This window comes from Brevundimonas sp., from assembly GCF_004210735.1.
Classification (GTDB): Bacteria; Pseudomonadota; Alphaproteobacteria; order Caulobacterales; family Caulobacteraceae; genus Brevundimonas.
In genome coordinates this window covers 18677-30580 of sequence record NZ_SDZL01000009.1, presented here as the reverse complement: position 1 = coordinate 30580, position 11904 = coordinate 18677, and the positions used below count along the sequence as shown (strand labels likewise).

Genomic DNA, 11904 nt, shown 5'->3' with positions numbered 1-11904 from the left:
TTCCGTCACCAGGCGGCCCATCCACCGTCGACGCAGATGTTCTGCCCCGTCATGTAGCTGGAGGCATCCGAGCACAGCAGAGCGGCGGCGCCCTTGATTTCATGCGGCGTGCCGATGCGGTTCAGCGGATTCTTGGCGGCCAGGCGGCCGATGAATTCCGGCGCCGCAGCGATGGTCGAGGGATAGGGGAAGGGTCCAGGGCTGAGGCAGTTGGCGCGAATGCCGTCAGCCGACAGGAAGCTGGCCAGATAGCGGGTGAACTGCAGCACGCCCGCCTTGGCCGCGCCATAGCTGGGCGGATTGGCGTAGGTTTTGCCGTCATAGAGGCGATAATCCGGAGCCACGTGTCCGTACATCGAGGCGATATTGAGGATGACACCCTTGCTTTCCTTCAGCGCGGGAATGGACGCCTTGACGACCCGGAACACGCCGTTCAGCGACATGTCGATGTCGTAGGTCCAGTCCGCCTCGTCGATGGTCTCCAGACTGTTCTTTGCGCCCGACCAAGCGCAGTTCACCAGAATATTCATCGGCCCTTCGTCGGCGAACGACTGGATGCAGGCCTTTACGGAATCGGCGTCCAGCATGTTGATCTGCAGAGCCCCGTGCTCAGCCGGATAGCGCGCCTTCAATCCGTCGACGAAAGTCTGGCATTTCTGCACGTCGCGGCTGGCCACGACGACCGTCGCGCCCAGTTCGGCCAGGACTTCGCTGATCTGGGATCCCAGCAGCCCCGCCCCACCGACAACGAGGGCGCGACGCCCCTTGAGCGAGAGCAGATCCGACAGGGCGGGAGATTGAGAATCCATCTGGTTTCCAATTGACGTCGGGGTAGACAAAGGTGGGAGGTTGCTAAGCCATTCTGGCCCCTTGGCACAAGCTGGGCGCTCACTGATCCGCTCAGCGCGCGCTGAACCGACCATGAAAAAAGCCGGCGGAGCGATCCGCCGGCCTTTTGCTTTCAACCTGCTGTTGGCGGCCTATCGCTCGACGCACATGGCGACGCCCATGCCGCCGCCGATGCACAGGGTGGCCAGACCCTTCCTGGCGCCCGAGCGCTTCATCTCGTGAAGCAAGGTCGTCAGGATACGGGCGCCCGAGGCGCCGATCGGGTGGCCGATGGCGATGGCGCCGCCGTTGACGTTCACCCTGGCCGTGTCGAGGCCCAATTCCTTGACCACGCACAGCGACTGGGCGGCGAAGGCTTCGTTGGATTCGATCAGATCCAGATCGGCGACAGTCCAGCCGGCCTTCTCCAAAGCCTTCTTCGAGGCCGGGATCGGTCCGGTTCCCATGATCGACGGATCGACGCCCGCCGTGGCCCAGGACGCGATGCGGGCCAGCGGCTCCAGCCCGCGCGCCTTGGCTTCGTCGGCGGACATGAGCACCAGGGCGGCGGCGCCGTCGTTCAGACCAGAGGCGTTGGCGGCGGTCACCGAGCCGTCCTTGAGGAAGGCGGGGCGCAGCTTCTCCATGGCCTCGATGGTCGCGCCGTGACGGATGTATTCGTCCTGATCCACGACCACGTCCCCCTTGCGGGTCGAGATCGTCACCGCGGCGATCTCATCGACAAATTTGCCGGCCTTCTGGGCGGCCTCGGCCTTGTTCTGGCTGGCGACGGCGAAGGCGTCCTGGGCGGCGCGATCAATCGACCATTTGGCGGCGATGTTCTCGGCCGTCTGACCCATGTGATAGCCGTGGAAGGCGTCGGTCAGGCCGTCCTTGATCATGGTGTCGACCAGGGCCAGATCGCCCATCTTCTGACCGGCGCGCAACTGTTGGGCGTGCGGCGCTTGGCTCATGCTTTCCTGACCGCCGGCGACGACGATCCGGGCGTCGCCCTGCACGATCTGCTGATAGGCCAGGGCGACCGCGCGCAGGCCCGAGCCGCACAGCTGGTTCAGGCTCCAGGCAGCCGCCTCGATCGGTACGCCGGCGCCCAGCGACGCCTGACGCGCCGGGCCCTGGCCCGCGCCCGCCTGCAGCACCTGGCCCAGGATGACCTCGTCCACGTCTGACGGGGCGACGCCTGCGCGGTCCAGCGCCGCCTTGATGGCGACCTCGCCCAGCTTGGACGCCGACAGGGTCGACAGGGCGCCCAGGAATGATCCGACGGGGGTGCGGGCGGCGGAGACGATGACCACTTCGGTGCGGGCGTCGGACATGAATTTCACTCTCTGACGAATATCTGTGCGGCGCTTTTGCCGCATTCGGCGGGCTTCGTCACCTGTAGCGGCGCGATTCAACGTCTGGTGATCAAGACTGTGCATCATGTTAGGGAACGAAGCCGGTTCCGGAGGCTTGAGAAGGCCATGCTGAGCACGCTGAAACGCCTCGCCCGCCACGTCTGCACGCCGGACGAACTGGATATGGTCGAGCACTACCAGACGCGCGGCGAACGGCTGGCTGACCTCTGGGTTCACGTCTCGGGCCTGACGCTGGCGGCGATCGGCGGGCTGGTGCTGGCCGTGCTGGCGGCGATCTATGCGGGGGTCGGTGCGGCGGTGGCCACGGCGATCTATGCGCTGTGCCTGACCGCCATGCTGACAGCCTCGACCGTCTATAACCTGACCCATCCGTGCGCGGCGCGGCCGGTGCTGCGGCGGCTGGATGAAGCGGCGATCTTCCTGATGATCGCCGGCAGCTACACCCCTTTTACGACGGTGCGGTTCGAGGGCTGGTGGGCCATCGGCTTCACGGCTCTGGTCTGGACCATGGCCTTTGCCGGGGTGGGCGCCAAACTGCTGGCGCCGCGGATTTCCGACGCCTTCTGGAGCGGCGTGTACATCCTGTTCGGCTGGATTGCGGTGATCGCGCTGAAGCCGATGATGGACACCGTCCACCCCATCGCGCTGGGCCTGCTGGTGCTGGGCGGATTGATCTATACGGCCGGGGTATTCGTCTTTATCCGCCCGACAGTGAAATTTCGGCGCGCCATCTGGCATGGCTTTGTCGTGGCGGGCGCAGGCGTCCATTGGGCGGCGGTGCTGATCGGCGTGGTGCTGGCGCCCACGGCGGGCTGATCGCGACGCGGGCTGGCTTAATCACCGCACCTGCACAATAGTGGCCGCTTCAACAACGCGAGAACAAGCGTGGCGAACAAGACATCCCAGGGCGGAAAGACCAAGGACGGCCAGCCCGTCATCATCAAGAAATACGCCAACCGGCGGCTCTATAACACCGCCACCAGCGCCTATGTGACGCTGGAGGACCTGGCGGCCATGGTGCGCGAGGGCGTCGACTTTCTGGTCTATGACGCCAAGACCAATGACGACCTGACGCGGCAGATTCTGACCCAGATCATCTTCGAGGAAGAGAGCCGGGGCGAGGCCCTGTTGCCGGTGCAGTTCCTGCGCCAGCTGATCGGCTTCTACGGCGGTCAGATGCAGGGCGTGCTGCCCAGCTATCTGGAGATGTCGCTGGACAATTTCACCCGCCAGCAGGAGCAGCTTCGCGACCAGTTCAGCCGCGCGTTCGGCGGGGCGGCAGGCGCCGGGCTGATGGAGGACGCGGTGCGGCGCAACATGGCGATGTTCGAGAACGCCGTGCGCATGTGGCCGGGCTTTTCGGCCCCCGCAGCCCGGACGGCTGAGCCGGCGTCGGACGAGGCGCGCCCCGCATCCTCGACCGACCCGCTGGCCGAGATGCGTCGCCAGATGGACGAGATGCGGGCCCAGATCGACCGACTGGCGGGCGGCGGCAAGGGCGGCGCTTGAGCCAGGACCCGCCGCGCGAGCGTCGCAGGACGGATCGGCGCGTCGCAGGGCGCGCCGAAGTCGGACGCGATCTGGTCCCGGTGACCCTGGTCGAGACGGTCGAGGCCGGCGACCCGGCAAGTCCTGCCCCGGACCCGGCTCAACCCGACCCGGCCTTCGCGGCCCAGATGATGGGGCAGTCGGACCAGAAGCGCGGCCTCAAGGGCGGCCAGCCGGTACTGGAAGCCGCCCGAACCGCCTATCTGGAAACGGAACATTCGGGCGAGCGGGACCGCCGCCCCCCGATCGGGCAAAAGAGCCGGACCGAAATCTGACATCCCCGGAGCGGGAAATCCCGGCTGGCCCGTTGCTTGCTAGGCCACGGGTGCAAGCCCGTCTGGATGTCCCGCCATGTCTTCGATCCTCGCCCTCGCCGTCCGCGCCTTTGACGTGACGGTCGTGGCCCTGATCTTCACCGCCTTCAGCTGAGCCTGGTCTAGGCCGCTCCGCCGCCGAAATCGAAGTCCTTGCGGGCGGCGATGATGGTGACGATGAAGCCCGCCAGCACGTCCAGCATGACCATGGTCGAGATCAGGAAGAAGGTCGACGTGGCGAAGCCCCGGATCAGCAGGAACTCGACCAGGCAGCCGACGAACAGGATCATCGACAGGGCGTGATTGATGATCGCGACCTTGCGGCTGGAGGTCGATTTCAGAAGTTCGACGAACAGCAGGGCCAGCGACAAAAACAGGATCATGTCGCCGACGCCGACGTTCCAGCTGGCGCCCGAGGTCATCGGCACCGAGAACAGCGGGTCGCGCAGGATGGCGTCGGCCTGGGCCATCCCGCCGTCGCCGCCCCCGCCGAACAGGATGACGATATTGTAGATCAGAACCGGAATGACCAGCAGCGGCAGGGCGACCAGCATGGGCTGAATCCTCTGTTCCCGGCCACGAACGGCCAAGCCTGTTAACGATAAATACCCGCGTTCGATCCGAAGCGCCACGACGGTTCGCGCATCAGGCGAATTCAGGGCCTAGAGTTCGCTGATGGCGCCCGGACGACGCGAGCGCGTCTTGAGCCACATCACCCCCAGCAGGTCGGCCAGAGACGCCTTCAGCCGCCCCCAGTTGGTGTATTTCGACCGGCCCGTCTCGCGGTGGCGATGATCGACGTCGAGGTAGCGGTTCTCATACCCCTCACGGATCACCAGGGCCGGCAGGTAGCGGTGGATGTGATCGAAATAGGGAAGCCGCAGGAAGACGTCGCGGCGAAACGCCTTGAGTCCGCAGCCGGTGTCGTCGGCGTCATCGCGCAGCAGTTTCTTGCGGATGCGGTTGGCCCAGCGCGAGGCCCAGCGCTTGGCCTCGGAATCCTGACGTTTGGCCCGGCGACCGCCCACCAGGGCGACATTGGCGGGCGCGGCGATCAGGGCGTCGGCCAGTTTCGGCGCGTCGGCGGGCGGGTTCTGGCCGTCGCCATCCAGCGTCACCACGACCGGCGCACGCGCAGCCAGCACGCCCGTACGCACGGCGCGGCTCTGCCCCGCATTGGTCGCATGGGCCAGCACCCGCAGGGTCGGCAGCTCGGCCATCAGGGCCTTCAACTCGGCCAGGGTCGTGTCCCTGCTGGCGTCATCGACGAAAATCATCTCGTAAGACCGCCCGGCGAAGGCGGCCGCGATCTCGCGCGCCAGGGCGCCGGCGGCGCCGGCTTCGTCATGCACGGGCACGACGACAGAGATGTCGGGGGCGTCTGTCGAGGTCATGGCTGCTGTCTAGCCGAGAAATGCCGACAGCGGGAGACGGCTGACGCGCCGCGAAGCGCCGTGTTAGGACTGCGCCCATGAAGCGTCCCGATCTGGATCGTTATATCGCCGGCTGGCGCGGCCCCGTGGTGGCCGCCCTGCTGACCCTGTTCATCGGCCTGCCGTCGTTGATGTTGTTGCCGCCGCTGGACCGGGACGAAAGCCGGTTCGCCCAGGCCACGGCCCAGATGCTGGAGAGCGGCGACTATGTCGACATCCGCTTCCAGGACGAGCCGCGCTGGAAAAAACCGGTCGGCATCTACTGGCTGCAGGCCGCCGCCGTGGCGGTGACCTCGAAGGTCGAGGCGCGGGATATCCGCCCCTATCGCCTGCCGTCGCTGGCGGGCGCCATGCTGGCGGCCTGGGCCGTGGCCTGGGCGGGCGCGGCCCTGTTCGGCCAGAGGGCCGGTTTCCTGGCCGGCGCCATGATGGGGGCGACCTTCCTGCTGTCGTCCGAGGCGGGCATCGCCAAGACCGACGCCATGCTGTGCGGCCTGACCACCCTGGCCATGGCGGCGCTGGCGCGGATCTATATGGCCGCGCGGGCGGGCGAGCAGCCGGTGCGATTGCACAAGCTGCTGTTCTGGCTGGGGTTGGGGCTGTCGATCCTGATCAAGGGGCCGATCGGCCTGCTGGTCATCGCCTTGTCGATCATCGCCCTGTCGATCTGGGACCGGGACTTGAAATGGCTGGGCCGGCTGGGCTGGGGCTGGGGTCTGCCGCTGGTCGCGTTGCTGGTCGGGCCGTGGGCGATCGCCATCACCATCGCCACCGACGGCGGTTTCTGGCGCGAGGCCATCGGCGGCGACCTGGCGCCCAAGATCGCGGGCGCCCACGAAAGCCACGGTGGCTTCCCCGGCATGTATGTGGCCCTGTCGCCGCTGCTGCTGTTCCCGATGACGCTGATGCTGCCCGCCGCCCTGTCGACCGGCTGGAGCCGCCGCGCCGAGCCGGCGATCCGCTTCCTTGTCTGCTGGCTGGTCCCGGCCTGGCTGATGTTCGAGATCGCGCCGACCAAGCTGTTTCACTACACTCTGCCGACCTTCGGCGCGATCGCCCTGCTGGCGGCCGCCGCCCTGACCCAGCCGATCGGCACGGCTTCGCGCCGGATCGGCGCCCTGCTGGGCCTGTTCGCGGCGGGGGTGATCAGCCTGATCACCGTCTATGGCCTGACCGAGTTCGGCACCTCGACGGCCCAGACCTGGGCCACCCTGACCATCGTCAGCGCGGTCATGGCCGGCGCGGTCGGCGGCTTCCTGCTGCTGAACCGGGTGGCGGTCAGCGCCGTGCTGGCGGCCATGGTCTTCGGCGTCATCGCCCATGCCGGGCTGGCGGGGACAATCCGTCAGTTGCGCCCCCTGTCCATCGCTCCGCGACTGGAGCGCGCACTGGAGCAGGCGGATCTGCATCCACGTCAGGGCCGCACCCCCGGGCCGGTCGCCATCACCAGCTTCCATGAGCCCAGCTTCGTCTTCCTGACGGGGCGGGACACCGAACTGACCGACGCCGACGGCGCGGCGCGCGCGCTGGCCGAGGGACGTCCCGCCATCGTCGAGGCGCGGGACACCGACGCCTTCCTGAGGCGGGTGGCGGAACTGGGTCTGTCCGCCCGGCCCGCCGACGTGGTGCGTGGTCACAATTATTCCAGCGGCGACGATGTGGAACTGACCCTGTATGCGCCCCCCGGCGCCGCGATCCGGGCCGCTGCGCGATGAGCCGCTTTATCCAGATCGTCGAGGTCGGCCCACGCGACGGCCTGCAGAACGAGAAGGCAGTGCTGGAGCCCGCCGTCCGCGCCGACTTCGTCCAGCGGCTGGAAGCCGCAGGCGCCAGGCGGATCGAGGCCGTCAGCTTCGTCCATCCCAAATACGTGCCCCAGATGGCGGGCGCCGAAGAGGTCATGGCGGCCCTGTCCCCCGCCGCGAACCACAGCCGTATCGGCCTGGTCCTGAACGGCAAGGGTTACGACCGCGCACTGGGAACAGCGGTGGACGAGGTCAATGTCGCCATGTCCGCCACCAACGGCTTTGGCCTGAAAAATCAGGGACTGGATGTCGATCAGCAGGTCCGGATGCTGTCGGATATCGTCGCGGGCCGCGCTAATGCCGCGGGCGCGCCCGGCGCGACACCCAGGCTGTCGGCGACCCTGTCCTGCGTCTGGGGCTGCCCCTTCGACGGTGAGGTTTCGGTGGATCAGGTCGCCGACCTGGTCGCCCGCGTCGCCGGCCTAGGGGTGGAGGAGATCGCCCTGGCCGACACTATCGGCGTCGGCGACCCGTGGAGCGTGACGAAAAAGGTCGAGGCCGCCCGCAAGGTCGCCCCCGACGCCACCCTGCGCCTGCATTTCCACGACACCCGCAACACCGGCCTGGCCAACGCCTATGCCGGGGTCGAGGCCGGGATCGATGTGCTGGACGCCTCGGTCGGCGGCATCGGCGGCTGCCCCTTCGCGCCGGGGGCCACGGGCAATATCGCCACCGAGGATCTGGTCTATATGCTGGAACGGGCCGGTTTCTCGACCGGCTACGACCTGGACCAGCTGATCGCCACCGCTCGCTGGATCGGCGACCAGATCGGCAAGCCCCGCCCCAGCGCGCTGAGCCGCGCCGGGGGATGGCCAAACTAGAACATCACCGTTCCAAGGAAGACGCTTCGTTAAAGGTTCAGCAGCGCCGGATCACCGCCCTGGGCGGCGATGTTGACGCTGATGGCCTTCTCCGCCGCGTAGCGGATCAGGCTGTTGGGGCCGCCGGCCTTGGGGCCGGTGCCAGACAGGCCTTCGCCGCCGAAGGGCTGGACGCCGACGACAGCGCCGGTGATCGAGCGGTTCACATAGACGTTGCCCGCCGGGACCAGGCGCGTGACCTCTTCGGCGAAGGCCTCGATCCGGCTGTGGACGCCCAGCGTCAGGCCGTAACCACGCGCGGCCAGCTTGCCAGCGACCGTGGACAGGTCCTTGGGATCGTAGCGATAGACGTGGAGGATCGGGCCGAAGACCTCGCGTTCCAGGAAGTCGGGCGTGGGGATCTCGGCGATGGTCGGGGCGAACAGGTCGCCCTTTTCGGCGCCGGCGGGCAGATCGGCGCGGGCGACGATCTTCGCCTCCCTGGCCAGACGTTCGACATGCGCTTCCAACGCTTGGCGGCTTTCGGCGTCGATGACCGGACCGATGTCGGTGCGCGGGTCGGACGGGTCGCCCAGCACCTGGGTCGCCAGGGCGCCCTTCAGACCCTCGATCAGGCCGTCCGCCGAGTCCCTGGGCGCATAGAGGATGCGCAGGGCCGAGCAGCGCTGGCCGGCCGAGCCGAAGGCCGACAGGATGACGTCGTCGATGACCTGTTCCTTCAGCGCGGTCGTGTCCACGAACATGCCGTTCAGGCCGCCTGTCTCGGCGATGAAGGGTATGATGGCGCCCGGGCGCGCGGCCAGACTGCGGTTAATGGCGTTGGCGGTGTCGGTGCCGCCGGTGAAGGCGACGCCGTCGACGCCGGGGTGGCTGGTCAGGGCCGCGCCAACCGTCTCGCCCCGACCGGGGACCAGGGCCAGCAGATCCGGGTTCAGACCGGCCTTGTGATACAGGCGCACGGCTTCGGCGGCGATCAGCGGGGTCTGTTCGGCCGGCTTGGCGACCACGGCGTTGCCGGCGGCCAGGGCGGCGGCGATCTGGCCGGTGAAGATGGCCAGCGGGAAGTTCCACGGGCTGATGCAGGCGAAGACGCCCCGGCCGTGAAGGATCAACTGGTTCGTCTCGCCGGTTGGGCCCTTCAGGGTTTGCGGCCCGCCAAAGTCACGCTCGGCCAGCAGGGCGTAATAGCGACAGAAGTCGGCGGCCTCGCGCACCTCGGCGACGCCATCGTTCAGCGTCTTGCCCGCCTCGCGCGACAACAGGGCGACCAGCCGGTCCATGTCGTGTTCCAGCGCGTCGGCCATGGCGCGCAGCACCGGCGCGCGGCCCGCACCGCCCAGACGGTCCCAGGTCAGTTGCGCGCTCGCGGCGGCGGTCACGGCGGCGTCCACGTCGGCGATCGAGGCCTCGGACACGTGGCCCAGCACCTGTGAACGGTCGACCGGATTGGTCACATCCTGCGGATTGATCCCGGCCTTCAGCTTGCCGCCGATAATCGGGCCGGCGGTCAGTTTTTCACTGTCCACCCGCTCCAGCGCCAGAGCATGACGGTCGCGGTCGGCCGCCTGCGAATAGTCGCGGCCGCGGGAGTTCTGACGATCGCCGTAGATGTTCATGGGAACCGGAATCCTGGGGTGACGGTCAGGCTGCGCCTCGACCAGGGCGATGGGATCGGCCGCAACGGCCGAGGACGACACGCGCTCGTCCAGCAGGGCGTGGACGAAGGAGGAGTTGGCGCCGTTCTCCAGCAGGCGGCGCACCAGATAGGGTAGCAGTTCCTCGTGCCCGCCCACCGGGGCATAGGCGCGAACGATGACCTTTTCATCCTTCCAGACGTCGAAGGCGGCGTCGTACAGGGCCTCGCCCATACCGTGCAGGCGCTGGTGCTCGATGACCACGCCGCGCTCGCGCGCCATGCGCCGGACGGCGGCCAGCGAATGGGCGTTGTGGGTGGCGAATTGCGAATAGATGTGGGGCGAGGCGTCGATCATCTGGCGCGCGCAGACGAGGTAGTTAAGATCGGTCGCGGCCTTGGTCGTGAAGACCGGATAATCGGTGCGGCCCATGACCTGGGCGCGCTTGATCTCCGTGTCCCAATAGGCGCCCTTGACCAGCCGCACCATCAGGCGACGACGTGAGGATTTGGCCAGGTCGATCAGGCGGGCGACCGTCTCGGGTGTGCGCTTCTGATAGGCCTGGACCGCCAGGCCCAGCCCCTGCCAGTCGCCCAGCGCCGGTTCGCGCGCCAGCCGGTCCAGCAGCTTCAGCGACAGGGCCAGACGGTCGGCTTCCTCGGCGTCGATAGTGTAGTTGATGTCGTAGCGGGCGGCGATCAGGGCCAGACGCAGGATACGGGGATACAGCTCGTCCCAGACCCGATCCTCCTGCGTCGCCTCGTAACGCGGCGACAGGGCCGACAGCTTGACCGAGACGCCATGGCCGGCCTCGGGTCCTTGGCCGTTGGCGGTCTTGCCCACGGCTTCGATGGCGTCGGCGTAGATCTTTTCATAGCGCTCGGCGTCGGCGACGGTGCGGGCGCCCTCGCCCAGCATGTCGAAGCTGCACAGCCAGCCTTCGCGGTCCGAGCGTTTCAACGCGCCCTGGATGGTGCGGCCGACCACGAACTGCTCGCCCATGATCTTGACCGCCGTGGCGACGGCCTGACGGATCACCGGCTCGCCCAGGCGGCCGGCCACCCGCTTCAGGAAGCCGGGCAGGTCCGAGCGCGCCTCGTCGTCCACGTCCACCAGCTTGCCTGTCAGCATGAGGCCCCAAGTCGAGGCGTTGACGAACAGACTGTCGGACTGGCCCAGATGGCTGGCCCAGTCGGCCGAGCCGATCTTTTCCGCGATCAGTCGGTCGCGCGTCTCGCTGTCGGGTGTGCGCAACAGGGCCTCGGCCAGGCACATCAGGGCCAGGCCTTCGCGCGTGCCAAGCGAAAACTCCTGCAGGAAGCTTTCGACCACGCCCTGCTTCTTCTGGCTGGCCCGGGCGCGCTCGACCAGTTCGACGGCGTCGGCGACGACGGCGGCGCGCTTGTCCGCGTTCAGCGGCGAATGCGCCAGCAGTTCGGCCACGGCCTCGCGCTCATCGCGGAATTTGTGGTGGTCCAGCACGTCCCACTGTTTCAGGGCGGGCGCCAGGCCGGGGGTCAGATCAGTTCGAACGTCTGAAGGCATCGGGGGGCTCCACCTTGCGATTTGCGGCATATATGGCGCAAGCGACCGAATGTGCATTTTATGATAGGCGAGTTTCCCGAAGATCATTCGACCCCAGAGCCGCCACGCCATGCAAATTCTTGACGACACCGACCGTCGCCTGCTGCGGGTGCTGCAGACGGACGGCCGTATCTCCAACGCGGAGCTGGCCCGGCGGTGCAATCTGTCGCCCGCCGCGTGTTTCGAGCGGGTCAAGCGGCTGCGGGACCGCAAGGTCATCACCGGCTATGCGGCGCTGATCGATCCGGCCAGCGCGGGACGGGGCCTGCTGATCTTCGTCGAGGTGCTGCTGGACCGGACCACGGGCGATGTCTTCGACGCCTTCGCCGAGGCGGTGCGCCGCCAGCCCGAGGTGCTGGAGTGCCACATGGTGGCCGGCGGCTTCGACTATCTGATCAAGGCCCGCGTCGGTGACATGGACGCCTACCGCGTCTTCCTGGGTGATGTGCTGGTGAAGATGCCGGGCGTGCGCGAAACCCGCACCTACGCCGTGCTGGAAGAGGTCAAGTCGACGACGGTGCTGCCGATCTGAGCTACTGTCTCGCGTTCGTCGCGGTT

At 67.6% G+C, this 11904-nt stretch carries 11 protein-coding genes; 6 read left to right on the top strand and 5 right to left on the bottom strand.

Translation table 11 applies throughout. The features are described 5' to 3' along the window. Positions 1-5: 5 nt before the first annotated feature. Complete coding sequence (locus EON91_RS03335; protein ID WP_292091592.1) at positions 6-809, bottom strand: SDR family oxidoreductase; 804 nt, start codon at positions 807-809, stop codon at positions 6-8. A 171-nt stretch (positions 810-980) separates the two neighbouring features. After that, the gene (locus EON91_RS03330; RefSeq protein WP_292091591.1) at positions 981-2165 is read right to left on the bottom strand and encodes an acetyl-CoA C-acetyltransferase; all 1185 of its coding nucleotides are present in this window, start codon (positions 2163-2165) and stop codon (positions 981-983) included. A 147-nt stretch (positions 2166-2312) separates the two neighbouring features. Here EON91_RS03330 and EON91_RS03325 point away from each other — a divergent pair, with 147 nt between their 5' ends. From EON91_RS03325 to EON91_RS03315, 3 genes are all read left to right on the top strand, one after another. Next, positions 2313-3023, top strand: coding sequence for a hemolysin III family protein (locus EON91_RS03325; protein WP_292091590.1), 711 nt, complete (start codon positions 2313-2315; stop codon positions 3021-3023). Between the two features lie 69 nt (positions 3024-3092). Beyond that, positions 3093-3716, top strand: a complete 624-nt coding sequence (phaR, locus tag EON91_RS03320; protein WP_292091589.1) for a polyhydroxyalkanoate synthesis repressor PhaR — start codon at positions 3093-3095, stop codon at positions 3714-3716. After that, the gene (locus tag EON91_RS03315; RefSeq protein WP_292091588.1) at positions 3713-4030 is read left to right on the top strand and encodes a hypothetical protein; all 318 of its coding nucleotides are present in this window, start codon (positions 3713-3715) and stop codon (positions 4028-4030) included. Before phaR ends, EON91_RS03315 begins: the two co-directional genes overlap by 4 nt. Before the next feature lie 161 nt (positions 4031-4191). On the opposite strand, the gene EON91_RS03310 is transcribed toward EON91_RS03315, so the two are convergent. Then, the gene (locus EON91_RS03310; RefSeq protein ID WP_292091586.1) at positions 4192-4623 is read right to left on the bottom strand and encodes a hypothetical protein; all 432 of its coding nucleotides are present in this window, start codon (positions 4621-4623) and stop codon (positions 4192-4194) included. Positions 4624-4731: 108 nt separating this feature from the next. Then, positions 4732-5463 carry a glycosyltransferase family 2 protein gene (locus EON91_RS03305; protein WP_292091585.1) on the bottom strand — a complete coding sequence of 244 codons (732 nt, stop codon included), beginning with the start codon at positions 5461-5463 and terminating at the stop codon, positions 4732-4734. A gap of 77 nt (positions 5464-5540) precedes the next feature. Here EON91_RS03305 and EON91_RS03300 point away from each other — a divergent pair, with 77 nt between their 5' ends. Beyond that, positions 5541-7217 carry a glycosyltransferase family 39 protein gene (locus EON91_RS03300; protein ID WP_292091584.1) on the top strand — a complete coding sequence of 559 codons (1677 nt, stop codon included), beginning with the start codon at positions 5541-5543 and terminating at the stop codon, positions 7215-7217. Then, positions 7214-8128, top strand: coding sequence for a hydroxymethylglutaryl-CoA lyase (locus EON91_RS03295; protein WP_292091583.1), 915 nt, complete (start codon positions 7214-7216; stop codon positions 8126-8128). Before EON91_RS03300 ends, EON91_RS03295 begins: the two co-directional genes overlap by 4 nt. A gap of 29 nt (positions 8129-8157) precedes the next feature. Here EON91_RS03295 and putA read toward each other — a convergent pair whose 3' ends face one another. Beyond that, positions 8158-11307, bottom strand: coding sequence for a bifunctional proline dehydrogenase/L-glutamate gamma-semialdehyde dehydrogenase PutA (putA, locus tag EON91_RS03290; RefSeq protein ID WP_292091581.1), 3150 nt, complete (start codon positions 11305-11307; stop codon positions 8158-8160). A 109-nt stretch (positions 11308-11416) separates the two neighbouring features. Here putA and EON91_RS03285 point away from each other — a divergent pair, with 109 nt between their 5' ends. After that, a complete protein-coding gene (locus EON91_RS03285) occupies positions 11417-11878 on the top strand; it encodes an Lrp/AsnC ligand binding domain-containing protein (protein ID WP_292091580.1) in 462 nt (153 codons plus the stop codon). Positions 11879-11904 lie beyond the last annotated feature (26 nt).